The organism is Streptomyces sp. Z423-1, assembly GCF_013009255.1.
Classification (GTDB): domain Bacteria; phylum Actinomycetota; class Actinomycetes; order Streptomycetales; family Streptomycetaceae; genus Streptomyces; species Streptomyces gossypiisoli.
The window spans coordinates 7233857-7258744 of record NZ_CP053109.1; the positions used below are offsets into that span (position 1 = coordinate 7233857).

General features: G+C 70.7%; 22 protein-coding genes. 14 read left to right on the forward strand and 8 right to left on the reverse strand.

Translation table 11 applies throughout. The features are described from left to right. Positions 1 to 101: 101 nt before the first annotated feature. The 7 genes from gap to HJD23_RS44295 all read left to right on the forward strand — a co-directional run bounded on the left by gap (position 102) and on the right by HJD23_RS44295 (position 6421). Positions 102 to 1109, forward strand: coding sequence for a type I glyceraldehyde-3-phosphate dehydrogenase (gene gap / locus HJD23_RS32550; protein WP_171109010.1), 1008 nt, complete (start codon positions 102 to 104; stop codon positions 1107 to 1109). Between the two features lie 128 nt (positions 1110 to 1237). Next, positions 1238 to 2449 (forward strand): phosphoglycerate kinase, encoded by a 1212-nt coding sequence (locus tag HJD23_RS32555; protein ID WP_171109008.1) that lies wholly within the window; start codon positions 1238 to 1240, stop codon positions 2447 to 2449. A gap of 6 nt (positions 2450 to 2455) precedes the next feature. Next, positions 2456 to 3232 carry a triose-phosphate isomerase gene (tpiA, locus tag HJD23_RS32560; protein WP_171109006.1) on the forward strand — a complete coding sequence of 259 codons (777 nt, stop codon included), beginning with the start codon at positions 2456 to 2458 and terminating at the stop codon, positions 3230 to 3232. 116 nt (positions 3233 to 3348) lie between these two features. Further along, a complete protein-coding gene (gene secG, locus HJD23_RS32565) occupies positions 3349 to 3579 on the forward strand; it encodes a preprotein translocase subunit SecG (protein WP_171109005.1) in 231 nt (76 codons plus the stop codon). A gap of 199 nt (positions 3580 to 3778) precedes the next feature. Then, on the forward strand, positions 3779 to 4114 hold the full coding sequence (locus HJD23_RS32570; protein WP_003957010.1) for an RNA polymerase-binding protein RbpA: 336 nt from the start codon (positions 3779 to 3781) through the stop codon (positions 4112 to 4114). A gap of 79 nt (positions 4115 to 4193) precedes the next feature. Continuing rightward, positions 4194 to 5843 carry a glucose-6-phosphate isomerase gene (pgi, locus tag HJD23_RS32575; RefSeq protein WP_171109003.1) on the forward strand — a complete coding sequence of 550 codons (1650 nt, stop codon included), beginning with the start codon at positions 4194 to 4196 and terminating at the stop codon, positions 5841 to 5843. A gap of 323 nt (positions 5844 to 6166) precedes the next feature. Next, the gene (locus tag HJD23_RS44295) at positions 6167 to 6421 is read left to right on the forward strand and encodes a DUF2087 domain-containing protein (protein ID WP_232108222.1); all 255 of its coding nucleotides are present in this window, start codon (positions 6167 to 6169) and stop codon (positions 6419 to 6421) included. A 21-nt stretch (positions 6422 to 6442) separates the two neighbouring features. Here HJD23_RS44295 and HJD23_RS32585 read toward each other — a convergent pair whose 3' ends face one another. From HJD23_RS32585 to HJD23_RS32595, 3 genes are read right to left on the reverse strand one after another with little or no spacing between them, the layout of a single operon-like run. Then, positions 6443 to 8725, reverse strand: coding sequence for an FtsX-like permease family protein (locus tag HJD23_RS32585; protein ID WP_171108998.1), 2283 nt, complete (start codon positions 8723 to 8725; stop codon positions 6443 to 6445). 9 nt (positions 8726 to 8734) lie between these two features. Further along, positions 8735 to 9487, reverse strand: coding sequence for an ABC transporter ATP-binding protein (locus HJD23_RS32590; protein ID WP_171108996.1), 753 nt, complete (start codon positions 9485 to 9487; stop codon positions 8735 to 8737). Next, a complete protein-coding gene (locus tag HJD23_RS32595) occupies positions 9484 to 9999 on the reverse strand; it encodes a PadR family transcriptional regulator (RefSeq protein ID WP_171108995.1) in 516 nt (171 codons plus the stop codon). Before HJD23_RS32595 ends, HJD23_RS32590 begins: the two co-directional genes overlap by 4 nt. A 124-nt stretch (positions 10000 to 10123) precedes the next feature. On the opposite strand from HJD23_RS32595, the gene HJD23_RS32600 reads away from it, so the two are divergent. The 6 genes from HJD23_RS32600 to HJD23_RS32625 all read left to right on the forward strand — a co-directional run bounded on the left by HJD23_RS32600 (position 10124) and on the right by HJD23_RS32625 (position 16842). Next, the gene (locus tag HJD23_RS32600; RefSeq protein WP_171108993.1) at positions 10124 to 11392 is read left to right on the forward strand and encodes an ABC transporter substrate-binding protein; all 1269 of its coding nucleotides are present in this window, start codon (positions 10124 to 10126) and stop codon (positions 11390 to 11392) included. A gap of 135 nt (positions 11393 to 11527) precedes the next feature. Next, positions 11528 to 13159: a glycoside hydrolase family 13 protein gene (locus HJD23_RS32605; RefSeq protein ID WP_171108991.1), complete on the forward strand. Its 1632-nt coding sequence runs from the start codon at positions 11528 to 11530 to the stop codon at positions 13157 to 13159. 13 nt (positions 13160 to 13172) lie between these two features. Continuing rightward, complete coding sequence (locus HJD23_RS32610; RefSeq protein WP_171108990.1) at positions 13173 to 14501, forward strand: ABC transporter substrate-binding protein; 1329 nt, start codon at positions 13173 to 13175, stop codon at positions 14499 to 14501. A gap of 1 nt (position 14502) precedes the next feature. Next, complete coding sequence (locus HJD23_RS32615) at positions 14503 to 15861, forward strand: sugar ABC transporter permease (RefSeq protein ID WP_171108988.1); 1359 nt, start codon at positions 14503 to 14505, stop codon at positions 15859 to 15861. Further along, positions 15858 to 16697: a carbohydrate ABC transporter permease gene (locus tag HJD23_RS32620; RefSeq protein ID WP_171108986.1), complete on the forward strand. Its 840-nt coding sequence runs from the start codon at positions 15858 to 15860 to the stop codon at positions 16695 to 16697. The genes HJD23_RS32615 and HJD23_RS32620 overlap by 4 nt, the downstream gene beginning before the upstream one ends. A gap of 7 nt (positions 16698 to 16704) precedes the next feature. Then, the gene (locus HJD23_RS32625; protein WP_171108984.1) at positions 16705 to 16842 is read left to right on the forward strand and encodes a hypothetical protein; all 138 of its coding nucleotides are present in this window, start codon (positions 16705 to 16707) and stop codon (positions 16840 to 16842) included. A gap of 58 nt (positions 16843 to 16900) precedes the next feature. Here HJD23_RS32625 and pgl read toward each other — a convergent pair whose 3' ends face one another. The 5 genes from pgl to tkt are packed head-to-tail and all read right to left on the reverse strand — an operon-like array spanning position 16901 to position 23557. Continuing rightward, entirely contained in the window at positions 16901 to 17683 is a 783-nt protein-coding gene (pgl, locus tag HJD23_RS32630; RefSeq protein WP_171108983.1) for a 6-phosphogluconolactonase, read from the reverse strand. Then, entirely contained in the window at positions 17680 to 18792 is a 1113-nt protein-coding gene (gene opcA, locus HJD23_RS32635) for a glucose-6-phosphate dehydrogenase assembly protein OpcA (protein ID WP_171108981.1), read from the reverse strand. Before opcA ends, pgl begins: the two co-directional genes overlap by 4 nt. After that, a complete protein-coding gene (gene zwf, locus HJD23_RS32640; protein WP_171108978.1) occupies positions 18789 to 20312 on the reverse strand; it encodes a glucose-6-phosphate dehydrogenase in 1524 nt (507 codons plus the stop codon). The genes opcA and zwf overlap by 4 nt, the downstream gene beginning before the upstream one ends. A 4-nt stretch (positions 20313 to 20316) precedes the next feature. Then, the gene (gene tal / locus HJD23_RS32645; RefSeq protein WP_171108976.1) at positions 20317 to 21435 is read right to left on the reverse strand and encodes a transaldolase; all 1119 of its coding nucleotides are present in this window, start codon (positions 21433 to 21435) and stop codon (positions 20317 to 20319) included. 34 nt (positions 21436 to 21469) lie between these two features. After that, entirely contained in the window at positions 21470 to 23557 is a 2088-nt protein-coding gene (gene tkt / locus HJD23_RS32650) for a transketolase (RefSeq protein ID WP_171108975.1), read from the reverse strand. 374 nt (positions 23558 to 23931) lie between these two features. Here tkt and HJD23_RS32655 point away from each other — a divergent pair, with 374 nt between their 5' ends. Further along, entirely contained in the window at positions 23932 to 24885 is a 954-nt protein-coding gene (locus tag HJD23_RS32655; protein WP_171111465.1) for a heme o synthase, read from the forward strand. Positions 24886 to 24888 lie beyond the last annotated feature (3 nt).

The window sequence follows — 24888 nt, forward strand, 5'->3', positions numbered from 1 at the left end:
TCACTCCCGGGGCCTCGGGGAGGTAGGGTCGTAGGCGGTCGGGGACATCCCATACAGCTCGCCGGCATCAACGGCCGGCGTACCAACGAGGAGATCGGTTCGTGACGATCCGCGTAGGCATCAACGGCTTTGGCCGCATCGGTCGTAACTACTTCCGCGCGCTGCTGGAGCAGGGTGCAGACATCGAGATCGTGGCTGTCAACGACCTGGGTGACACCGCGACCACCGCTCACCTGCTGAAGTACGACACCATCCTGGGCCGCCTCAAGCAGGAGGTCACGCACACCGCCGACACGATCACCGTCGACGGCCACACCATCAAGGTGCTGTCCGAGCGCAACCCCGCCGACATCCCGTGGGGCGAGCTGGGCGTCGACATCGTCATCGAGTCGACCGGCATCTTCACCAAGAAGGAAGACGCCGCCAAGCACCTCGCCGGTGGTGCCAAGAAGGTCCTCATCTCGGCTCCGGCCAAGGACGAGGACATCACCATCGTGATGGGCGTCAACCAGGACAAGTACGACCCGGCGAACCACCACGTCATCTCCAACGCCTCCTGCACCACCAACTGTGTGGCGCCGATGGCGAAGGTCCTCGACGAGAACTTCGGCATCGTCAAGGGCCTGATGACGACGGTCCACGCGTACACCAACGACCAGCGCATCCTGGACTTCCCGCACAAGGACCTGCGCCGCGCCCGCGCCGCCGCCGAGAACATCATCCCGACCACCACCGGTGCCGCCAAGGCCACCTCCCTGGTGCTGCCGCAGCTCAAGGGCAAGCTGGACGGCATCGCCATGCGCGTCCCGGTCCCGACCGGCTCGGTCACCGACCTGGTCGTCGAGCTCGGCCGCGAGGTCACCAAGGAAGAGGTCAACGCCGCCTTCCAGAAGGCCGCCGAGGGCGAGCTGAAGGGTCTCCTCGACTACACGGAGGACCCGATCGTCTCCTCCGACATCGTCAACGCCCCGGCGTCCTGCACCTTCGACTCCTCCCTGACCATGGTCCAGGAGGGCAAGAACGTGAAGGTCATCGGCTGGTACGACAACGAGTGGGGCTATTCGAACCGCCTCGTCGACCTCACGGTCTTCGTCGGCAACCAGCTCTGAGCAGCACCCACAGGCACCTCGATGTGAGGCAGGGCTCGGGCAGCGCACGCCGCGTCGCCCGAGCCCTGACTCACGTACAGATCGACCAGCCCTCTCGTAGCGAGAGCGCCCTTCCCAGGAGCCCCCTCATGAAGACGATCGACGAGCTTCTCGCCGACGGCGTGGCCGGCCGGCGGGTCTTCGTCCGCGCCGACCTCAACGTGCCGCTGGACGGCACCACCATCACCGACGACGGCCGTATCCGCGCCGTACTGCCCACCGTCAAGGCACTGGCCGAGGCGGGCGCCCGCGTGGTCGTCGCCTCGCACCTGGGCCGCCCCAAGGGTGCCCCGGACCCCGCCTTCTCGCTCGCCCCGGCCGCCGCGCGGCTCGGTGAACTCCTCGGCGCCGACGTCGCGTTCGCCACCGACACGGTCGGCGACTCCGCGCGGGCCACCGTCGGCGGCCTCGCCGACGGCCAGGTCGCGGTCGTCGAGAACCTGCGCTTCAACGCCGGTGAGACCAGCAAGGACGACGCCGAGCGCGCCGCCTTCGCCGACCAGCTCGCCGCCCTCGCCGACGTGTACGTGGGCGACGGTTTCGGCGCGGTGCACCGGGGGCACGCCTCGGTCTTCGACCTGCCGAAGAGGCTGCCGCACTACGCCGGCTACCTCATCGCCACCGAGGTCGGCGTCCTGAAGAAGCTCACCGAGGACGTCAAGCGGCCGTACGTCGTCGCGCTCGGCGGCGCCAAGGTGTCCGACAAGCTCGCCGTCATCGACCAGCTGCTCGGCAAGGCCGACCGCCTGCTCATCGGCGGCGGCATGGCGTACACGTTCCTGAAGGCCAAGGGATACGAGGTCGGCATCTCCCTGCTCCAGGAGGACCAGATCCCGGCCGTCACCGAGTACATGGAGCGCGCCGAGAAGAACGGCGTCGAGATCGTCCTGCCGGTGGACGTCCTGGTCGCCCCCGAGTTCCCGGACCTGAAGACCAAGGCCCCCGCGAACCCCACCACCGTCGCCGCGGACGCCATCCCGGCCGACCAGGAGGGCCTGGACATCGGTCCTCAGACCCGCAAGCTGTACGCCTCGAAGCTCGCCGACGCCGCCACCGTCTTCTGGAACGGCCCCATGGGCGTCTTCGAGCACCCCGACTACGCCGTGGGCACCCAGGCGGTCGCCCAGGCCCTCATCGACTCCCCGGGCTTCACCGTGGTCGGCGGCGGCGACTCCGCCGCGGCCGTGCGCACCCTGGGCTTCGACGAGCAGGCATTCGGCCACATCTCGACCGGTGGCGGCGCCTCCCTCGAATACCTCGAGGGCAAGACGCTCCCCGGCCTCGCCGCACTGGAGGACTGACCCTCGATGACCACCCGTACGCCGCTGATGGCGGGCAACTGGAAGATGAACCTCAACCACCTGGAGGCCATCGCCCACACCCAGAAACTCGCCTTCGCCCTGGCCGACAAGGACTACGAGGCCGTCGAGGTCGCCGTCCTGCCGCCCTTCACCGACCTGCGCTCCGTACAGACCCTGGTCGAGCACGACAAGCTGAAGATCAAGTACGGCGCCCAGGACATCTCGGTGCACGACGGCGGTGCCTACACCGGCGAGATCTCCGGCCCGATGCTGGCCAAGCTGAGGTGCACGTACGTGGCGATCGGCCACTCCGAGCGCCGCCAGTACCACGGCGAGACCGACGAGCTGGTGAACGCCAAGGTCAAGGCCGCCTTCAAGAACGGCATCACGCCGATCATGTGCGTCGGTGAGGAGCTGGAGGTCCGCGACGCGGGCAACCACGTCACCCACACCCTCGCCCAGGTCGAGGGCGGTCTGAAGGGCATCCCGGCCGAGCAGGCCGAGACGATCGTGATCGCCTACGAGCCCGTGTGGGCCATCGGCACCGGCAAGGTCTGCGGCGCCGAGGACGCCCAGGAGGTCTGCGCCGCCATCCGCGGCAAGATCGCCGAGCTGTACTCCCAGGAGGTGGCCGGCAAGGTCCGCATCCAGTACGGCGGCTCCGTGAAGTCCGGCAACGTCGCCGAGATCATGGCGCAGGCCGACATCGACGGCGCGCTGGTCGGCGGGGCCTCGCTGGACGCGGACGAGTTCGTCAAGATCGTGCGCTTCCGCGATCAGTGAGTCGACCAGTGAGTATGCGGTAGCGGCGATCCGTCGTACCCTTGCGGGGACACAGCGGGTGGTCGCTGTGTCCCCGTCGTCCATCCGAATCCGAGGAAGTTGGTCCAGCCGTGGTTATGGGGTTCTCCATCGCCCTGATCGTCTTCAGCCTGCTGCTGATGCTGCTGGTGCTGATGCACAAGGGGAAGGGCGGCGGCCTCTCCGACATGTTCGGTGGCGGCATGCAGTCGTCCGTCGGCGGCTCCTCCGTCGCCGAGCGCAACCTGGACCGGATCACCGTGGTGGTCGGTCTGCTGTGGTTCGCGTGCATTGTCGTGCTGGGCATCCTGATGAAGATCAACAGCTGAGCCGCCCACGCGTTTCGCACGTAACGCCCCATGTTCGGTACGCGCAGCTGAGCGCGGCCTATCATGGGGCTTGCGTCTATGTGTGGGGGCTGTAACTCCAATCACTGGACGCGCGTTGGGCCTTACGTAGACTGAGGCGCTCGCAGCGAAGCGGAACGCCGACTCGCTTCGCGGCACCATCACGCAGGGAGTTACGACCGTGGCAAGTGGCAACGCGATCCGAGGAAGCCGGGTCGGGGCGGGGCCGATGGGCGAGGCCGAGCGCGGCGAGTCCGCGCCGCGTCTGCGCATCTCCTTCTGGTGCTCCAACGGGCACGAGACCCAGCCGAGCTTCGCCAGCGACGCGCAGGTTCCCGACACCTGGGACTGCCCGCGCTGCGGCTTCCCCGCCGGACAGGACCGGGACAACCCGCCGGACCCGCCGCGCACCGAGCCCTACAAGACGCATCTGGCGTATGTACGGGAGCGGCGCAGCGACGCGGACGGCGAGGCGATCCTCGCCGAGGCGCTCGCCAAACTGCGGGGCGAGATCTAGCAGTTGGAACCGGCCGGGCACCACGCGGTGCCCGGCCGGACCTGCTTGGTCGGTCTTCAGGTCGCTGTAGGTTGGGACCATGAACGCAGACGGCCGTACCAGGCTGAATCAGACACCCGAGTGGACCGCTCTGGCCAAGCACCATGAGGAGTTCGCGGACACCCATCTGCGGGATCTGTTCGCGGCGAACCCCGGGCGCGGCTCCGGCTACACACTCCAGGTCGGTGACCTGTTCATCGACTACTCCAAGCACCTCGTCACCGACGAGACGCTGCGGCTGCTGCGCGAGCTGGCCGCCGCAACCGACGTCTTCGGGCTGCGGGACGCCATGTTCCGCGGCGAGAGGATCAACACCACCGAGAACCGCGCCGTCCTGCACACCGCGCTGCGCGCACCCCGGGACGCGGTGATCGAGGTCGACGGCGAGAACGTCGTGCCGGGCGTGCACGCCGTGCTCGACAAGATGGCCGACTTCGCCGAGCGGGTCCGTTCGGGGGAGTGGACCGGGCACACCGGCCGGCGGATCCGCAATGTCGTCAACGTCGGCATCGGCGGCTCCGACCTCGGCCCGGCGATGGCGTACGAGGTGCTGCGCGCCTTCACCGACCGCGAGCTGACCGTCCGTTTCGTCTCCAACGTCGACGGCGCCGACCTGCACGAGGCGACCCGCGACCTGGACCCGGCCGAGACGCTGTTCATCATCGCGTCCAAGACCTTCACCACCATCGAGACGGTCACCAACGCCACCTCCGCGCGCACGTGGCTGCTGGACGCCCTCGGTGACGAGGCCGCCGTCGCCAAGCACTTCGTCGCTTTGTCGACGAATGCCGAGAAAGTCGCCGAGTTCGGCATCGACACGGCCAACATGTTCGAGTTCTGGGACTGGGTCGGCGGCCGGTATTCGTACGACTCCGCGATCGGCCTGTCGCTGATGATCGCCATCGGCCCGGACCGTTTCCGGGAGATGCTCGACGGCTTCCGCATCGTCGACGAGCACTTCCGCACCGCGCCCGCCGAGTCCAACGTGCCGCTGCTGCTGGGCCTGCTCGGCATCTGGTACGGCAACTTCCACGACGCCCAGTCGCACGCCGTCCTGCCGTACTCGCACTACCTGTCGAAGTTCACGGCGTATCTGCAGCAGCTCGACATGGAGTCCAACGGCAAGTACGTCGGCCGCGACGGCCGTGCGGTGGAGTGGCAGACCGGGCCGGTCGTCTGGGGCACGCCCGGCACCAACGGGCAGCACGCCTACTACCAGCTCATCCACCAGGGCACCAAGCTGATCCCGGCGGACTTCATCGGCTTCGCCGAGCCGGTCGCCGAGCTGAGCGACGAGCTGAAGGCGCAGCACGATCTGCTGATGGCCAACTTCTTCGCCCAGACCCAGGCACTGGCCTTCGGCAAGACGCCCGAGGAGGTGCGCGCTGAGGGCGTGCCGGAGGAACTGGTCGCGCACAAGACGTTCAAGGGCAACCACCCGACGACGACGATCCTCGCGCGCGAGCTGACCCCGTCCGTGCTCGGCCAGTTGGTCGCCCTCTACGAGCACAAGGTGTTCGTGCAGGGCGCGGTGTGGAACATCGACTCCTTCGACCAGTGGGGCGTCGAGCTCGGCAAGGTCCTCGCCAAGCGCGTCGAGCCCGCGCTGACCGAGGGCGCCGAGGTGCCCGGCCTGGACGCGTCCACCACGTCCCTGGTCGCCAAGTACCGGGAGCTGCGCGGCCGTTGAGCCCCAACCGCCGAAAAGCGGATGCGTGGCCGGCTTCCGGCGGGTGACACTGCTCCGGCCCGTCACCCGCCGGAAGGACACACACCATGGACCAGCTCCTGGCCGCGCTCGCCGACCCGGAACGGCTGCAGCTGTACGCCCGGATCGTGCTGCAGGACCTGCCGCCCCGCGAGGAGGACTCTCCCGCCGGGCGCAAACACCTGGGGCGCCTGATCTCGGTGGGCCTGGTGGAGCGCCTGCCCGACGGCTCCCTGCGGGCCGACCCGGCGGTCTTCCGCCGCGCCCGCCCCGCCGAGCCGGCGCCATCCGGTGTGCCCCGGCGTCTGACCGGGTTCTTCGCCCACGGGCGGCTGACGTCGATCCCGGTCCGTCCGGTCGTACGCCGCGAACTGCTGGAGCACCTGACGGGAACCCTCTTCGCGGCCGACCGCAGCTACACCGAGCGCGAGGTCAACGAGGCGTTCCGCACCGTCCACGACGACACCTCCGCGCTGCGCCGCTACTGCGTGGACACCGGTCTGCTCGTGCGCGAGCGCGACGGCAGCAGCTATCGGCGGGTCACCGCGGTCACCGTCTGACGGCGTCGCCGGGGGCCGCGCTCAGGCCACCGCACTGAGCGTGTCGGCGAGCCGGCGACGGGCCGCGCGGGCCGCGGGCAGGGCGGCGAGGGCGGCGGCGCCCAGGACGGCGGCCGTACCGAAGAGCAGCAGCAGGCCGGGCGACGGCCCCTGCGCTATCCCCGCGCCGATGCCGCTGGATCTGCCCTGGGCGTCGATCAGCCAGTGCGCGAGGGGCAGCCCCACGGCCGTGCCGAGCAGCACCGCGGTCAGTGCGGTGCAGACGGTGGCCGTGACCGTCACCCCGGTGATCTGCCGTGGGGACAGGCCGACGGCCTTGAGCGCCAGCAGATCCCGCTCGCCCTCACGGACCGTGCCGCCGATCACGGTCAGCAGGTCGACGATCCCGATCAGGGCCAGCACCGCGATCAGGCCGAGGACCACCCCGCGCAGCGACGACAGCCCGTCCGCCGGATTGGGCACGGCGTGCACGTCCAGGTGCCCGCCCGCCGCCGTCGCCAGATCGCGCGCGACCTCGTGCGGGTCGGCGCCGGGCCGCAGGCGCAGCTCGTAGCGGGTGGGGCGCAGCTCGGGGTCGTTCTCGCGGAGGGTGTCGAGCGAGGTGGAGATGACCCGGCCGGCGTTCTCCGGCTCGATGCTGCGGCCCACGATGTGCAGGATCTGCGGCTGGTCGCCCACGGTCATCCGCACCCAGTCGCCGACGCGCACGTCGAGCAGGTCGAGCAGTCCCTGCCCGGCCACCGCCTCGTCCCGGTCGTGCGCCGGGCGGCCCTCGGCCAGGGCGTACGGGTAGGGGTCCTGGCGGGTGCCGAGACCGCGCAGGGCGATCGTGCCCGTCTGGCCCGGCACCAGGGCCGCCACCTCGACGCCCGGGTGGGCGGCGGCGATCCGCGGATCGCGTTCCAGCAGGGCGCGGACCTCGCGGTCGCCGACCTCGCCGCCCGGGCGGACGGTCAGCGCGGCGGCGATACCGACCTGCTCGGGCCTGGTGTGGAAGCGGTCGATGGTGCTCCAGGCGCTCATCGCCACCACGATCAGCAGCAGCGGCAGCGCCAGCCGGGCGACGGTCGCCGGGGTGCGCGGCCGGCGGGCGAACGCCTTGTGCCAGCCCAGCACCAGCGCCGGCGGCAGCCGCAGTCCCAGCGCGCCGCGCGCCAGGCCCGACAGCCGTCCGGCCGCCGGGGCGGCGGTCCGGGGCACGGGCACCGGCGGCACCCGTCCCGCCCGCCAGGCCGCGAGCCCGGTGGTCGCGGCGATGAACAGCACCGCCCCCACCGGTATCCCGACCAGGGCGGCTGTTCGCCCCGGCAGCCCCTGCCACACGTCGACCGCGTCCCCGAGGCGGCCCGGGATCCGGCTGCCCAGGCCTTCCGTGAGCGCGGCCGCGGCCACCGCGCCGAGCAGGGCGTACGCGACATGCTGGAGCAGGAAGACGCGGACGACCTGCCCGGGCGTGAAGCCGATCGCCTTCAGCACCGAGATGTCCCGCAGATGCCCCCGGATCCGGGTGCCGATCGCCCCGTGCACGGCCAGTCCCGCGGCGAGCAGGGCACCCAGCCCGAACAGGCCCAGCACCTGTCCGAGCAGCCGCATGTCGCCCTGCGCCTCGGACCGGGCCTGCTGCCAGGTGGAGACCTCGCTGACCGCACCGGCCCCCAGCACGGTGACGGCGCGCTGGACGGCGTAGCCCGTCTCGTCCGGATCCGTCAGGCGCAGCCCCGTCACCTCGCCGTCCGGGGCACGTACGGCGGACGGGAGGGCCCAGACGAGGCCCGGGCGCTCACCGGGGCGGTAGCGCGGCTCGGCGCTGTCGGCGATCCCGGCGACGGTCAGCGTGCGTGCGGTGCCGGGCAGGGCGAGGACGTCGCCGGGCTGGGCGAGCAGGGCGCGGGCCAGGCGGCTCTCCAGGACCACGCCGTCGGGGTGCGCGCCGTCCAGCCAGCGGCCCGAGGTGAGGAGCGGGCGCCCGGTGGCGGGCTTGGCGGTCGTGCCGCGCAGTTCGACCGAGGCGCGGATGCCGCGGGCGGCGACGGTGGCGGACTCGGTGGGGTAGGGGCCCGCGGCGGACTCGACGCCGTCCAGGCCGGAGAGCCTGCCCGCGTCGGCGGAGGGCGTGGTGTGCAGCCATACGTGCGCGTCCCGGGACTGGGTGAACACGCGCTGCCAGGGGTTGGTGGCGTAGCCGAAGAGCGCCGTCGCCAGCAGCAGCGAGGCGACGACACCGGCGGTCGCGAGCACGATGAACAGCGCCTCGCCGCGGTGTGCGCGCAGATCGGAGTGCACCCAGCGCAGGGTCGCTCGCATGCCTCCGCCTCAGTCCCTCAGCTCCAGCACCCCGGACGCCCCCACCCGGCGTGACGGGGTGCCGGTCAGCTCCGCGTCGTCCGCGATGCGCCCGTCGAAGAAGCTGATGACCCGGTCCGCGGCGCTCGCCAGCCGGGCGTCATGGGTGACCAGCAGGATCGTCTGGCCACGCTGGTGGAAGCGGGACAGCAGCCGCATCACCTCGCGGGTGCCCCGGCTGTCCAGGCTGCCCGCGGGCTCGTCGGCCAGCAGCAGCGGCGGATGGTTGACCAGGGCGCGGGCCAGCGCCACCCGCTGCTGCTCGCCGCCGGACAGCTCGCCCGGCATGCTGCGCTCCTTGCCGTCCAGCCCCAGCTCGGCCAGCAGCGCCTTCCGCTCGGCGCGCGCCCGCTTCGGCGGGACCCCGGCGAGGAGGGCGGGCAGCTCGACGTTGTCCGCGACCGACAGGTTGGAGACCAGGTTGAAGAACTGGAAGACGATCCCGATGCGCCGCCGGCGCTCCACCGCCCAGCGCGCCTCGCTGTAGGAGTCCGTGCACGTGCCGTCCAGCCAGATGCTGCCGCTGTCGGGGCGCTGGAGTCCGCCGAGCAGATGCAGCAGCGTCGACTTGCCCGCGCCGGACGGGCCGGTCACGGCCACGAACTCGCCCCGCGCCACACACAGGTCGACCCCGCGCACGGCATGCGCCGGGGCACCCTCGCCGTGGTGCGTCTTGACCAGGCCTTCGGCGCGCAGCGCAGGAGTGGGGTGGTGCTCGCTCACTCCGGCTCCTCCAGTTCCTCCTGGCAGCGCTCCAACCAGTCGAGGTCGGCCTGCAGATGCAGCATCGCGCCCTCGATCAGCAGCTGGGCGATGCGGTTGTCCCGGTTCTCGGCGGCGGCCAGCTTCGACAGGCTGCGCATGGTGTTCAGATACTGCCGCCGCTGCTTGTTGATCAGCGCGATCCGGTCGGCCAGCCCGGTCTGCGGGGCGAGCGCGAGCTTCATGAAGAACTCGTCCCGGACCCGCGGTTCGTCCGCCGTCTCCTCGTACCAGGCGTGCAGCGCCTCACGCCCGGCGTCGGTGAGGTGGTAGATCCTCTTGTTGGGCCGGCTCGACTGCTCGACCTCCTCGCCCTCGATCAGTCCCGACTTCTCCAGGCGGCCGAGGGTGACGTAGATCTGGCCGATGTTCGGCTGAGGGTACGCGGCACCCAGCAGTTGCTCAAGGTCCTGCTTGAGCTCGTAGCCGTGGGCCGGGCCGCGCGCGAGGAGTGCCAGCAGGGGCAGGCGCACTCGTGCTCTCCTCCCCGCGTCTGCGTATTGTGCTCCACGCCCTAGTATCGCCCATACCTAACAGGTATACATGGCGTCTGACTCCGGGCGAAGGGGCCCGGTGCCGGTGTACAGGGAGGAACCTATGCGGTGGATACGCGCCGCCGGTAGGGGCCTCCTCGTTCTCGTCGTGGTGCTGACCGGTTACGTCGCCTCCGGCGCCCGTGCCGACGACCGCACCGCGGGCGGTCGTGGCCCGCTCACCCTGGCCACCGCGGGAGACCTCACCGGCTATCTCGGCCCCCTGCTTCAGGACTGGAACCGCACCCACCCCGCCGAGCAGGTCACCCTCGTCGAGCTGCCGGACTCCGCCGACGAGACCCGCGCGCAGATGATCACCGACCTGCGCGACGCCCGCGGCCGCTTCGACGTCCTCAACATCGACGTCGCCTGGACCTCCGAGTTCGCGGCGGCCGGCTGGATCCGCCCGCTGCCCCGGGACCGCTTCCCGCTCGGCACCTTCCTGCCCCGGGTCGTCGACACCGCGACGTACGACCGGCGGCTGTACGCCGTCCCGTACGTCACCAACGCCGGGCTGCTGCTGTACCGCAAGGACGTCCTCGCCAAGGAGGGCGTCCCGCCGCCGCGCACCTGGGCCGAACTGGAACGGGCCGCGCGGACCATCGCCCGGAAGTACGGCCTCGACGGCTACGCCGGGCAGTTCCTGCCGTACGAGGGCCTCACCGTCAACGCGGCCGAGGCCGTGTACTCGGCGGGCGGCACGATCCTCGGCGACGAGGGCGAACGCGTCACCGTGAACTCGAACGCGGCCCGTGAGGGCATCGGCTTCCTCGCCCGCGGCGTCCGTGAGGGCTGGATCCCCGAGCAGGCGCTGACGTACAAGGAGGAGGAGTCCAAGCAGGCCTTCCTCGACGGCCGTCTGCTGTTCCTGCGCAACTGGCCCTACGCCTACGCCGCCGCCTCGGCCGAGGGGTCCCCGCTGGCCGGGAAGGTCGGCGCCGTGCCCCTGCCCGGACCGGACGGGCCGGGCACGAGTGTGCTCGGCGGCTCCAACCTGGCCGTCAGCAGCCATGCGCGGCACCCCGACACGGCCGCGCGTCTGATCGCGTACCTCACCAGTGAGCCCGTCCAGCGCCAGGTGCTCACGCGCGGCGCGCTGCCGCCCGTACGGGCGGCGCTGTACGAGGACCCGGAGCTGGTGCGGGACTTCCCCTATCTGCCGACGCTGCGCGCGAGTGTCCTCGCGGCGGCGCCGCGCCCCAAGAGCCCGCGGTACGACCAGGTGAGCCTGGTGGTGCAGGCGGTCGTGCACGACGCGATGACCGGGCGCGAGACGCCCGAGGGCGCGGTGCGACGGCTGGCGCGCGAGCTGGCCGCGATATCCAGCCACTAGTTACTTGTTAGGTAACGCGGGCATCTCATCTGGCCACCTGGCGCCCCAATAAGTCCGGATTTTGTACCCCAGCAGGGCTGGCAGCTATGGTCACTTCATTGACACCTTCACGTCATGGATACCTAACATGCATGCATGCAGAGTAGGTATCGCTGGTGGCGCGACGCCGTGATCTACCAGGTGTACGTCCGCAGCTTTCTCGACAGCACCGGGGACGGCGTCGGCGATCTCGCCGGGGTCCGGGCCGGGCTGCCGTATCTGAAGAAGCTCGGGGTCGACGGGATCTGGCTGAGCCCCTTCTACCCGTCGCCGCAGCACGACCACGGGTACGACGTGGCCGACTACTGCGACGTCGACCCGCTGTTCGGCGATCTCGCCGAGTTCGACCTCCTGGTGCGGTCCGCCCGGCGGCTCGGCATCAAGGTGCTGCTGGACATCGTGCCGAACCACTGCTCCAGCGAGCACCGCTGGTTCCGCGAGGCGCTGGCCTCGCCGCCCGGCAGCCCGGCCCGCGCCCGCTTCCACTTCGCCGACGGCCGCGGCCCGGACGGCGCCGAGCCGCCCAACAACTGGCACGCCATGTTCGGCGGCCCGGCCTGGACCCGGGTCCCCGACGGCCAGTGGTACCTGCACATGTTCACGCCCGAGCAGCCGGACTGGAACTGGCGCGACCCCGAGACCGGCGCCGAGTTCGACCGCATCCTCCGCTTCTGGCTCGACCGCGGCGTCGACGGCTTCCGCATCGACGTGGCCGCCGGCCTCTTCAAGCACCCCGACCTGCCGGACTCCCCGGACCCGGAGGCCGACGCCCGCACCCGCGACTCGGTCAACCCGCTCGCCTGGAACCAGCCCGAGGTGCACGACGTGTGGCGGCAGTGGCGCGCCATCTGCGACGAGTACGCCGCCCGCGACGGCCGGGAGCGGCTGCTGGTCGGCGAGGTGTCCGTGCCGACCGCCCGCGAGCACGCCCTGTACGTCCGCCCGGACGAACTCCACCAGGCCTTCTTCTTCGACCTGCTCGGCGCGCCCTGGGACCCCGACGCCTTCCGCAAGGTCATCTCCGAGGCCATGCAGGACATCGCCGGGACCGGCTCCACGGTCACCTGGGTCCTCAACAACCACGACCAGGTCCGCACCGTCACCCGCTACGGCGAACCCGCCCCCGAGGGCAGCGGTCTCGGCTCCGCCCGCGCCCGCGCCGCCGCGCTGCTGATGCTGGCGCTGCCCGGAGCCGCGTACATCTACCAGGGCGAGGAGCTGGGGCTGCCCGAGGTCGTCGACCTGCCCGACGACGTGCTCACCGACCCGATCTTCCGCCGCACCGGCAGCCGGGCCCGGATCCGCGACGGCTGCCGGGTGCCGCTGCCCTGGTCGGGACAGGCCTCGCCGTTCGGGTTCACCTCCGGCGTCGAGGGCGTCAAGCCGTGGCTGCCGCAGCCCGAGTGGTTCGCCGGGCACGCCACCGACCGGGCCCTCGCCGACACCCGCTCCTTCTGGCACCTGTACCGCGACGGCCTCCAACTGCGCGCCTCACTGCCCCAGTTGGGCGAGGGCACGCTGCGCTGGCTGGACACCCCGCCGGACGTCCTGGCCTTCACCCGCGGCGACGACCTGGTCTGCGCCGTCAACTTCGGCACCGCGCCCGTACCGGCCCCCGTCCCCGGCATCCCCCTGCTGGCGAGCGGGCCCTGCCCGGACGCCGGGGTGCTGCCCGGCTCCACCGCCGCCTGGTGGATCACCGACCCCTCGTCAACTCCCACCCCCTGAAGGGACATCAACGATGATGCGACGACGTACCACCCTGCTCACCGGCTGCACCGCCCTCGTCCTGGCACTCGGCGCGACCGCCTGCGGCGGCGGCAGCCCGGTCACGGCCGGCGGCGGGGACAAGGCGCTCAGCGGCCAGACGGTCACTGTGGCCGGTGTCTGGTCCGGCAGCGAGCAGGAGAACTTCCAGAAGGTGCTCGACGCCTTCAGCGCGAAGACCGGCGCGAAGACCCAGTTCGTGTCCACCGGGGACAACGTCTCCACTGTCGTCGGCAGCAAGATCGAGGGCGGCAACGCCCCCGACGTGGTGATGGTCCCGCAGGTCGGCGTGCTCCAGCAGTTCGCCAAGGAGGGCTGGCTCCAGCCCCTGTCCAAGAGCGCCCAGTCCGCCGTCGACGCCAACTACGCGGGCGTCTGGAAGACCTACGGCAGCGTCGACGGCACGCTGTACGGCCTGTACTTCAAGGCCGCCCACAAGTCGACCGTCTGGTACAGCCCCGACGCCCTCACCCAGGCCGGGGTCGAGCCGCCGACGACGTACGAGGACATGCTGAAGGCCGGACGGACCATCTCGGACTCCGGGCTCGCCGCCTTCTCGGTCGCAGGCCAGGACGGCTGGACGCTCACCGACTGGTTCGAGAACATCTACCTCTCCCAGGCCGGGCCCGAGAAGTACGACGCCCTCGCCGCGCACCAGCTGAAGTGGACGGACGCTTCGGTGGTCGACGCGCTGACGACGCTCGGCAAGCTGTTCAAGGACAAGCAGCTGATCGCGGGCGGTCAGAAGGGGGCCCTCAACACCGACTTCCCGGGCTCGGTGGAGAAGGTGTTCGGGCCGAAGCCCGAGGCCGGCATGGTCTACGAGGGGGACTTCGTCGCCGGGGTCGCCAAGGACCAGTTCGGCAGGACCATCGGCGAGGACGCGAACTTCTTCCCCTTCCCCGCGGTCGGCGGCGGCACCGCGCCGGTCGTCAGCGGCGGTGACGCGGCCGTCGTCCTGAAGGACGGCAAGAACGCCGAGGCCGGGATGCAGCTCCTGGAGTACCTCGCCACCCCCGAGGCCGCGGCGGTGTGGGCAGAGGCGGGCGGCTTCCTGTCGCCGAACAAGAAGCTCGACCTCGCCTCCTACGGCGACGACGTGACCCGCGCGACCGCCAAGTCGCTGGTCGGCGCGGGCGACTCGGTCCGCTTCGACATGTCCGACCAGGCACCGGCGGCCTTCGGCGGCACCAAGGGCGCCGGCGAGTGGAAGATCCTTCAGGACTTCCTGCGCGACCCGTCCGACCCGAAGGGCACGGCGGCCGAGCTGGAGGCCGCGGCGGCGAAGGCGTACCGGGGCTGACATGGCAGCCACGCTGGTGAAAGAGGCGAGCCGTCCGGCCGCCGCGGGTTCCGGCATTGACCGGCGCCCGCGGCGGCGGGGACTGGTCGTCGCCCTGCTCTTCGTCCTCCCCGCGCTGCTCCTGCTCGGCGCGCTCGTCGTCTACCCCGTGCTGTTCTCCGTCGGCCGCAGCTTCTTCGACGCGTCCGGCACCCGGTTCGTGGGCGGCGACAACTACACCGAGATGTTCCGCGACCCGGCGACGCTGAAGGCCGTACGCAACACCGCGATCTGGGTCGTCGTGGCGCCGACGCTGCTGACCGGGCTGGGGCTGATCCTGGCCGTGCTGGTGGAGAAGGTCCGCTGGGCGACGGCGTTCAAGCTGCTGCTGTTCATGCCGATGGCGGTGTCCTTCCTCGCGGCCGGCATCATCTTCCGGCTCGCCTACGACGAGGACCCGGACAAGGGCGTGCTGAACGCCGCCGTCGTCTCCGTCCACGACGCCTTCCAGGGCACGTCGACGTATCCGACCGCGCGGGCGCGTGACGGGCAGGGCATGAGCAAGGAGGCGGACGGGGCGTACCGGACGACGGCGGGCGTGTCGCCGGGGCAGACGGTGGCGCTCGGCCTGGTGGGGGTGCTGCCGGGTGACCTGCCCGCCGGTGCGCGGCCCGCGTACCCGGCGGCCGAGCAGAAGGCCGGTGCCGGTGAGCTGCGCGGGGTCGTGTACCTGGACTTCACGCCCGGTGGGGGAGGGCAGCAGGGCCGGGTCGACCGGCAGGAGAGCGGGCTGCCCGAGATGACGGTCGAGGCGGTGCGTGACGGGAAGACGGCCGGGACGACGACCACGGCGTCCGACGGCTCCTTCCGCTTCGCGGGCCTGGAGCCGGGCTCGTACACGCTGCGGCTGCCCGCCGCGAACTTCTCCCCGCCCTACGACGGCATCTCCTGGCTCGGGCCCACGCTGGTGACGCCCGCGATCATCGGGGCGTACCTGTGGATCTGGACCGGCTTCGCGATGGTGCTGATCGGCGCGGGGCTGTCGACGCTGCCGAGGGACGCACTGGAGGCGGCGCGGATGGACGGCGCCAACGAGTGGCAGATCTTCCGGAAGATCACGGTGCCGCTGCTCGCGCCGGTACTGACGGTGGTGTTCGTGACGCTGGTGATCAACGTGATGAAGGTCTTCGACCTCGTCTACATCATCGCGCCCGGCCCGGTGCAGCAGGACGCGACCGTGCTGGCGACACAGATGTGGCTGGTGTCCTTCGGCGGCGGCAACGATCAGGGCCTCGGCAGCGCGCTGGGCGTTCTGCTCCTCCTTCTGGTGATCCCCGCGATGGTCTTCAACGTCCGCCGTTTCCGAAGGAGCCAGCGATGAACGCCGTCCGACGAAGCCTGGGCAACAGCCTGGTCCAGGCCGTCCTCGTGGTGGTGGGCCTGATCTGGCTCACCCCGCTGGCCGGGCTGTTCCTGTCGTCGCTGCGGTCCGCCGAGGACACCGCGAAGGGCGGCTGGTGGACGGTGTTCACCAGCCCCGGCCAGCTGTCCTTCGACAACTACTCGGCACTGCTGGAGAACGCGGGCATCACGCAGGCCTTCTGGAACACGGTCCTGATCTCGGTGCCGACGACGGTCCTGGTCGTCGTCATCGCGGCCCTCGCCGGATACGCCTTCGCCTGGCTGGACTTCCCGGGCCGCGAGCCGCTGTTCCTGCTGGTGGTCGCGCTGCTGGTGGTGCCGGTCCAGATCGGTCTGCTGCCGGTGGCCAAACTCTTCGGCCAGCTGGGCCTGTTCGGCACGATCCCGGGCGTGGTCCTCTTCCACGTCGCCTACGGCCTGCCGTTCGCGGTGTTCCTGCTGCGCAACTACTTCGCCGAGATGCCGAAGGAGATGCTGGAGGCCGCCCGGATGGACGGCGGCAGCGAGTGGCGCATCTTCACCCGCCTCGTCCTGCCGGTGGGCCGCCCGGCCATCGCCAGCCTCGCCATCTTCCAGTTCCTGTGGGTCTGGAACGACATGCTGGTGGCCCTGCTGTTCGCGGACAGCTCCTCGCAGCCGCTGACGGTGGAACTCCAGTCGCAGATCCGCCAGTTCGGCAGCAACATCGACGTCCTGGCGCCCGGCGCCTTCGTCTCGCTGATCGTGCCGGTGGCGGTGTTCTTCGCGTTCCAGCGGCACTTTGTGCAGGGGGTGATGGCGGGGTCGGTCAAGTAGGTGCCCGGTGGGCGATCCGTCGGCCCCTGTCGCCGTGCACCCCAGCGGGCTGCTCTTCGACGGTGACGTCTTCGCCGACCTCCTGAAGGAGATTCACGACAACCCCGGCGACTGGCGGGACCACGAGTTCCCCGAGGCACCCTGAAGCATGAGAACGCCGGGCCCGTCGTGCGCAGAGGGCCCGGCGTTCTCATGCCGTGCCGTCAGGGCGAAGCCGGCGGATACAGCGACCGCGGCAGCTGGGCGGCCGCCGCCGCGTCCAGCAGCCACAGGGTGCGCTGCCTGCCGTACGCGCCCGCTGCCGGAGCCTGGATCTCCCCTGCGCCCGAAAGGGCCATGGCCGCGGCGTTCGCCTTGTCCTCGCCCGCTGCCAGCAGCCACACCTCACGGGCCGCCCGGATCGCGGGGAGGGTGAGGGTGATGCGGGTCGGCGGGGGCTTGGGGGCGCCATGGACGCCGACCACCGTGCGGTCCGTCTCCCGCACCGCGGGCAGCTCCGGGAACAGGGACGCCACATGGGTGTCCGGGCCGACGCCCAGCATCAGGACGTCGAACGTCGGGACCGGGGCGTGGTTCTCCGGGACCGCCGCCCCGGCCAGTTCCTCGGCGTAGGCGGCCGCCGCCGCGTCCACGTCCGAACCGTACGGGCCGTCCGACGCGGGCATGGCGTGCACGCGCCTCGGGTCCAGCGGGACGGAGTCGAGGAGCGCCTCGCGGGCCTGGGTGACATTGCGGTCCGGGTCGCCCTCGGGCAGGAAGCGCTCGTCGCCCCACCACAGGTCCAGGCGGGCCCAGTCGATGGCGTCCCGGGCGGGCGCGGCGGCCAGCGCGGCCAGCAGGCCGTTGCCGTTGCGGCCGCCGGTCAGGACGACGGACGCGGTGCCGCGCGAGGCCTGGGCGTCCACGATCTTCGTGATCAGCCGGGCCGCGGCGGCCTGCGCCATCAGGTCCTTGTCGCGGTGGACGACCAGTTGCGGTGTGCTCACTTCGCCGCCGCCTTCTTCACCGGTGCCGGCGCCGCCGCGTCCTTCGCGGGCGCTTTCGCAGCGGTTTCGACGGGAGCCGGGACGGCTTCCGGCTCGTCGCCGACGCCGTCTCCTTCGGCTTCTCCTTCAGCTTCTCCTTCGGCCTCTCCTTTGGCGGGCGGCTCCGCCACGGCGGCCGACGCCGAGGCGTTCAGCCGGTCCACCCCGTACCGCAGCGCCGACGCATAGGTGTCGTCCGGATCCAGCCGCCGCAGCTCCTCCGCGATCAGCTCGGCCGTCTCCCGCCGCTTCAGCGCCACCGCACGGTCCGGCTGGCCCTGGATGGACAGGGTGGCCAGCGAGCCGTCGGCGCGGTCGAGGGCGATGGGGCCGCAGTCGGTGTCCATGCGGACCGCCGTGAGACCGGGCCCGGCGGACAGCGAGCGCCGGACGGGGACGTCCAGCCGGTCCGCGAGCCACATCGCCAGCAGCTCACAGCTCGGGTTGAACTCCTCGCCCTCCACCTCGACGCCGCGCACCTCGCAGACGACCTGGTCGAGGGCCGCCGCCAGCATCGAGCGCCAGGGCGTGATCCGGGTCCACGACAGGTCGGTGTCGCCGGGCGTGTAGGTGTCGGCGCGGGCGGACAGCTCCCGTACCGGCTGCTCGGCGGCGTAGGTGTCGGTGACCCGGCGCTGGGCCAGCGCGCCGAGCGGGTCGTTCGCCGGGTCGAGAGGCGCGTTGACCGGCCACCAGACGACCACGGGGGCGTCCGGCAGCAGCAGCGGCAGCACCACCGACTGCGCGTGGTCGGCCACATCGCCGTACAGCCGCAGGATCACCGTCTCGCCGATGCCCGCGTCCGCCCCCACCCGCACCTCGGCGTCGAGGCGGGACTGCGTGCGGTCCCGGGGGGTGCGCGAGACGCGCCTGATGACGACGAGGATGCGCGAGGGGTGCTCGCGCGAGGCGTCGCCGGCGGCCTTCAGGGCGTCGTAGGCGTTCTCCTCGTCGGTGACGACGACCAGGGTGAGGACCATGCCGACGGCGGGTGTGCCGATGGCGCGGCGGCCCTGCACAAGCGCCTTGTTGACCTTGCTGGCCGTCGTGTCGGTGAGGTCTATCTTCATGGCCGGCGCCAGCTCCGTCCGTCTCGTTCGAGCATCTCGTCCGCCTCGACGGGCCCCCACGTTCCGGCCGGGTACTGAGCGGGCCTGCCGTTGCTGTCCCAGTACTCCTCGATCGGGTCGAGGATCTGCCAGGACAGCTCGACCTCCTCGGTGCGCGGGAAGAGGTTGGAGTCGCCCAGCAGGACGTCCAGGATCAGCCGCTCGTACGCCTCCGGGCTGGACTCCGTGAAGGACTCGCCGTACGCGAAGTCCATGGAGACGTCCCGGATCTCCATCGAGGTGCCCGGCACCTTGGAGCCGAAGCGGACGGTGACGCCCTCGTCGGGCTGGACGCGGATGACGATCGCGTTCTGGCCCAGCTCCTCGGTGGCCGTCGTGCCGAAGGGGGAGTGCGGGGCGCGCTGGAAGACCACCGCGATCTCGGTGACGCGGCGCCCGAGGCGCTTGCCGGTGCGCAGGTAGAACGGCACGCCGGCCCACCGCCGGTTGTCGATCTCCAGCTTGATCGCGGCGTAGGTGTCGGTCTTGGACGCGCGGTCGATGCCGTCCTCTTCGAGGTAGCCGATGACCTTCGCGCCGCCCTGCCAGCCCGCCGCGTACTGTCCGCGCACGGTGTCGCGGCCCAGGTCCCTGGGCAGCCGCACGGCGCCCAGCACCTTGGTCTTCTCCGCGGCCAGCGCGTCCGCGTCGAAGGAGGCGGGCTCCTCCATCGCGGTCAGCGCGAGCAGCTGCAGCAGGTGGTTCTGGATGACGTCACGGGCGGCGCCGATCCCGTCGTAGTACCCCGCCCGGCCGCCGATGCCGATGTCCTCGGCCATGGTGATCTGCACGTGGTCCACGAAGGACCGGTTCCAGATCGGCTCGAACATGGTGTTGGCGAACCGCAGCGCCAGGATGTTCTGGACGGTTTCCTTGCCCAGGTAGTGGTCGATCCGGAAGACCTGGTCCGGGGCGAAGACCTCGTGGACGACCTTGTTCAGCTCCTCGGCCGACTTCAGGTCGTGCCCGAACGGCTTCTCGATCACCGCGCGGCGCCACGAGCCGCTCGTCTGGTCGGCCAGCCCGTGCTTCTTCAGCTGCTGGATGACCACCGGGAAGGAGCGCGGCGGCACCGACAGATAGAAGGCGAAGTTGCCGCCCGTGCCCTGCGCCTTGTCCAGCTCGTCGATGGTGGCGCGCAGCCGCTCGAAGGCGTCGTCGTCGTCGAAGGTGCCCTGCACGAAGCGCATCCCCTGGATGAGCTGCTGCCAGACCTCCTCGCGGAACGGCGTACGGGCGTGTGCCTTGACGGCGTCGTGGACCTCCTGCGCGAAGTCCTCGTTGGCCCACTCGCGGCGGGCGAACCCGACCAGCGAGAAGCCCGGCGGCAGCAGACCCCGGTTCGCGAGGTCGTACACCGCGGGCATCAGCTTCTTTCGTGACAAATCGCCCGTGACGCCAAAGATGACCAGGCCCGACGGCCCCGCGATACGCGGGAGCCGTCGGTCTGCGGGGTCACGCAGCGGGTTGCTGCTCGACAAGGTTTCAGCCCTCCGCAGGGGCGAGTCGCTTCAGCTCGGCCTCGGTCGAGGCCAGCAGGTCGTTCCAGGACGCCTCGAACTTCTCGACGCCCTCGTCCTCAAGAAGCTGGACCACGTCGTCGTACTTGATCCCGAGCTGCTCGACCGCGTCGAGGTCGGCGCGGGCCTGCTCGTACGTCCCGGCGACGGTGTTGCCGGTGATCCGGCCGTGGTCCTCGGTGGCCAGCAGGGTGGCCTCGGGCATGGTGTTGACGGTGTTCGGGGCGACCAGGTCGTCGACGTACATGGTGTCCTTGTACGCCTTGTCCTTCACACCGGTCGACGCCCACAGCGGACGCTGCTTGTTGGCGCCCGCCTTGTCCAGCGCGCTCCAGCGGTCCGAGCCGAAGACCTCCTCGTACGCCTGGTAGGCGAGCCGCGCGTTGGCGACGGCGGCCTTGCCGCGCAGCGCCTTGGCCTCGTCGGTGCCGAGCGCGTCGATCCGCTTGTCGATCTCGGTGTCCACGCGGGACACGAAGAAGGACGCCACCGAGTGGATCAGGGAGAGGTCGAGGCCCTTCGCCTTCGCCTTCTCCAGACCGGAGAGGTAGGCGTCCATGACCTCGCGGTAGCGCTCCAGCGAGAAGATCAGCGTGACGTTGACGCTGATGCCGTTGCCGATCGTCTCGGTGATCGCCGGCAGGCCCGCCTTGGTGGCCGGGATCTTGATCAGGGTGTTCGGCCGGTCCACCAGCCAGGCCAGCTGCCGGGCCTCGGCGACGGTGGCGCGGGTGTTGTGCGCGAGGCGCGGGTCGACCTCGATCGACACCCGGCCGTCCTTGCCGCCGGTGGCGTCGAAGACGGGGCGCAGGATGTCGGCGGCGTCCCGGACGTCCGCCGTGGTGATCATGCGGACGGCCTCCTCGACGGTGACCTTGCGGGCCGCGAGGTCGGCGAGCTGCTGCTCGTACCCGTCACCGGACGAGATCGCCTTCTGGAAGATCGTCGGGTTGGTGGTGACGCCCACGACGTGCTGCTGGTCGATCAGCTCGGCGAGGTTGCCGGACGTGATCCGCTTGCGCGACAGGTCGTCCAGCCAGATCGCGACGCCTTCATCGGAGAGGCGCTTCAGTGCGTCTGTCATGGAAAATGCATCTCCTACGTGTCGTATATGAGCGTCAGCGCTGGGTGGCGGCGATCGATTCCCGCGCCGCCGCGGCCACGTTCTCGGCAGTGAAGCCGTACTCGCGGAAGAGGACCTTGCCGTCGGCCGAAGCCCCGAAGTGCTCCAGGGAAACGATGCGACCGGCGTCCCCGACGTACTTGTGCCAGGTCAGGCCGATCCCCGCCTCGACCGCGACACGAGCCTTCACGGACGGCGGCAGCACGCTGTCCCGGTACCCCTGGTCCTGCTCCTCGAACCACTCCACGGACGGCATCGACACCACGCGGGTCGGCACTCCGTCGGCCTGGAGCCGCTCGCGCGCCTCGACGGCCACGTGCACCTCGGAACCGGTCGCGATGAGGATGACCTGCGGCTCGCCGCCTTCGGCCTCGAACATCACGTAACCGCCGCGCGCGGCCTCGTCGTTGGGCTCGTACGTCGGCACGCCCTGGCGGGTCAGCGCGAGGCCGTGCGGGGCGCCCTTGCCGAACTCCTTGGTGTACCGCTTGAGGATCTCGCGCCAGGCGATCGCGGTCTCGTTGGCGTCCGCCGGGCGGACCACGTTCAGACCCGGGATCGCGCGCAGCGACGCCAGGTGCTCGACCGGCTGGTGCGTCGGACCGTCCTCACCGAGGCCGATGGAGTCGTGCGTCCACACGTACGTCACCGGCAGGTGCATCAGCGCCGACAGGCGTACGGCGTTGCGCATGTAGTCGGAGAACACCAGGAAGGTGCCGCCGTAGACACGGGTGTTGCCGTGCAGCGTGATGCCGTTCATCTCCGCGGCCATGGAGTGCTCACGGATACCGAAGTGGATCGTGCGGCCGTACGGCTTGGCCTCGGGCAGCGGGTTGTCCGCCGGGAGGAACGACGACGTCTTGTCGATCGTCGTGTTGTTCGAGCCGGCCAGGTCGGCCGAGCCGCCCCACAGCTCCGGGATCACCGCGCCGAGCGCCTGGAGCACCTTGCCGGACGCGGCACGCGTCGCGACGCCCTTGCCCGCCTCGAAGACCGGGATCTTCTCCTCCCAGCCGGTGGGCAGCTCGCCCTTGCTGATCCGGTCGAACTCGGCGGCTCGCTCCGGGTTGTTGTCGCGCCACTCCTGGAACGACTTCTCCCACTCGGCCCTCGCCTGCCGGCCCCGCTCGATCGCCTGCCGGGTGTGGCCGATGACCTCGTCCGCGACCTCGAAGCTCTGCTCCGGGTCGAAGCCGAGGACCCGCTTGGTGGCCGCGACCTCCTCGTCGCCGAGCGCCGAGCCGTGCGCGGCCTCGGTGTTCTGGGCGTTGGGGGCGGGCCAGGCGATGATCGAGCGCATCGCGATGAAGGACGGCCGGTCGGTGACCTTCTTGGCCGCCTCGATCGCGTTGTAGATCGCGTGCGGGTCCAGGTCGCCGTCCGGCTTGGGGGCGATCCGCTGCACGTGCCAGCCGTACGCCTCGTACCGCTTGACCGTGTCCTCGGAGACGGCGGTCTCGGTGTCGCCCTCGATCGAGATGTGGTTGTCGTCCCACAGCAGGATCAGGTTGCCGAGCTTCTGGTGGCCGGCGAGGGAGGAGGCCTCGGCGGAGATGCCCTCCTGGAGGCAGCCGTCGCCGGCGATGCAGTAGATGAAGTGGTCGAACGGGGACTCGCCCTGGGCCGCGTCCGGGTCGAACAGACCGCGCTCGTAGCGGGCCGCCATCGCCATGCCGACCGCGTTGGCGACCCCCTGGCCGAGCGGGCCGGTGGTGGTCTCGACGCCCACGGTGTGGCCGTACTCGGGGTGACCCGGGGTCTTCGAACCCCACGTCCTGAAGGCCTTCAGATCGTCCAGCTCCAGACCGAAGCCGGCCAGGTACAGCTGGGTGTAGAGGGTCAGGGACGAGTGACCGGCGGACAGGACGAAACGGTCCCGCCCGACCCAGTCGGCGTCCGCCGGGTCGTGCCGCATCACCTTCTGGAAGAGGGTGTAGGCGGCCGGCGCCAGGCTCATCGCCGTACCGGGATGGCCGTTGCCGACCTTCTGTACGGCATCGGCGGCCAGGACGCGGGCGGTGTCGACGGCCCGCTGGTCCAGCTCGGTCCACTCGAGGTCTGTGGTGGTCGGCTTGGTGCTCACCCTGGGTCAGGGCTCCTCTCCACATGTCGAAGGCCGGTGTCCTGCGCGTACACCGGCTGCCGGTGCACTGGGCGCCCACCGGCCGTTGTCGAGCCTACCCCCGTAAGAACGTGCGTTTTTTCGAGTCATTCCAGACTGCCGGGAGTGTCGTGGATCCGCCTCCCGACCGGGTCGTTCCGTATTCGGCAGGTGAATACGCAGCCGCTCATCCGACTGCTCAATCGACGCCCTCCGCGCACCTCGGAGCACGCCGTCCAACACGACCCCACCCCCGCGAAGGTCGCGGTATGGGCAACGTCTACAGTGGCGTGGTACGCGCGAGCCTTTACCGGTACTTCACACGGTTCGGGCTTGCTGGGATGTCTCTGTCAGGGGTGTGCGTGACGGCCGTTGAATCCCGTCCTGCGGGGCTTATCGGGACGAGCGAGAGCCCGAGTCACCGGCCGTTCGGGGCTCGTGTGAGGGCGTTCGTGGCGCTGACCAAGCCGCGGATCATCGAGCTGCTGCTGATCACCACCGTGCCGGTGATGTTCCTCGCCGAGCAGGGTGTGCCGGACCTCGGTCTCGTGCTCGTCACCTGCATCGCCGGGTACCTCTCCGCGGGCGGCGCCAACGCCCTCAACATGTACATCGACCGTGACATCGACGCGCTGATGGACCGCACCTCGCAGCGTCCGCTGGTCACCGGCATGGTCAGTCCGCGCGAGTGCCTCGCCTTCGGCATCGCCCTGGCGATCGCCTCCACCCTCCTCTTCGGCCTCGCCGTCAACTGGCTGTCGGCCTGGCTCGCCCTCGGCGCGCTCCTCTTCTACGTCGTCGTCTACACGATGATCCTCAAGCGCCGCACCTCGCAGAACATCGTGTGGGGCGGCATCGCGGGCTGCATGCCGGTGCTGATCGGCTGGACGGCGGTGACGAACTCGCTGACCTGGGCGCCGCTCATCCTCTTCCTGGTCATCTTCTTCTGGACGCCGCCGCACTACTGGCCGCTGTCGATGAAGGTGAAGGACGACTACGCGCGCGTCGGCGTGCCGATGCTGCCGGTCATCGCGTCCAACAAGGTCGTCGCCAAGCAGATCGTGATCTACAGCTGGGTCATGGTCGCCGTCTCGCTGCTGCTGACCCCGCTCGGCTACACCGGCTGGTTCTACACCCTGGTCGCGCTGGTGGCCGGCGGCTGGTGGCTGTGGGAGGCGCACGCGTTGCAGAACCGGGCGAAGGCCGAGGTGACGGGCGCGAAGCTGAAGGAGATGCGGCTGTTCCACTGGTCGATCACGTATGTGTCGCTGCTGTTCGTGGCGGTGGCGGTGGACCCCTTCCTGCGCTAGCGG

Bases quoted from the DNA above. Each gene is read 5' to 3' on its own strand.
- HJD23_RS32555 (WP_171109008.1), top strand. From the start codon at position 1,238: ATGAAGACGATCGACGAGCTTCTCGCCGACGGCGTGGCCGGCCGGCGG.
- tpiA (WP_171109006.1), top strand. From the start codon at position 2,456: ATGACCACCCGTACGCCGCTGATGGCGGGCAACTGGAAGATGAACCTC.
- secG (WP_171109005.1), top strand. From the start codon at position 3,349: ATGGGGTTCTCCATCGCCCTGATCGTCTTCAGCCTGCTGCTGATGCTG.
- pgi (WP_171109003.1), top strand. From the start codon at position 4,194: ATGAACGCAGACGGCCGTACCAGGCTGAATCAGACACCCGAGTGGACC.
- HJD23_RS32585 (WP_171108998.1), bottom strand. From the start codon at position 8,725: ATGCGAGCGACCCTGCGCTGGGTGCACTCCGATCTGCGCGCACACCGC.
- HJD23_RS32600 (WP_171108993.1), top strand. From the start codon at position 10,124: ATGCGGTGGATACGCGCCGCCGGTAGGGGCCTCCTCGTTCTCGTCGTG.
- HJD23_RS32605 (WP_171108991.1), top strand. From the start codon at position 11,528: ATGCAGAGTAGGTATCGCTGGTGGCGCGACGCCGTGATCTACCAGGTG.
- HJD23_RS32610 (WP_171108990.1), top strand. From the start codon at position 13,173: ATGATGCGACGACGTACCACCCTGCTCACCGGCTGCACCGCCCTCGTC.
- HJD23_RS32615 (WP_171108988.1), top strand. From the start codon at position 14,503: ATGGCAGCCACGCTGGTGAAAGAGGCGAGCCGTCCGGCCGCCGCGGGT.
- HJD23_RS32620 (WP_171108986.1), top strand. From the start codon at position 15,858: ATGAACGCCGTCCGACGAAGCCTGGGCAACAGCCTGGTCCAGGCCGTC.
- opcA (WP_171108981.1), bottom strand. From the start codon at position 18,792: ATGAAGATAGACCTCACCGACACGACGGCCAGCAAGGTCAACAAGGCG.
- tal (WP_171108976.1), bottom strand. From the start codon at position 21,435: ATGACAGACGCACTGAAGCGCCTCTCCGATGAAGGCGTCGCGATCTGG.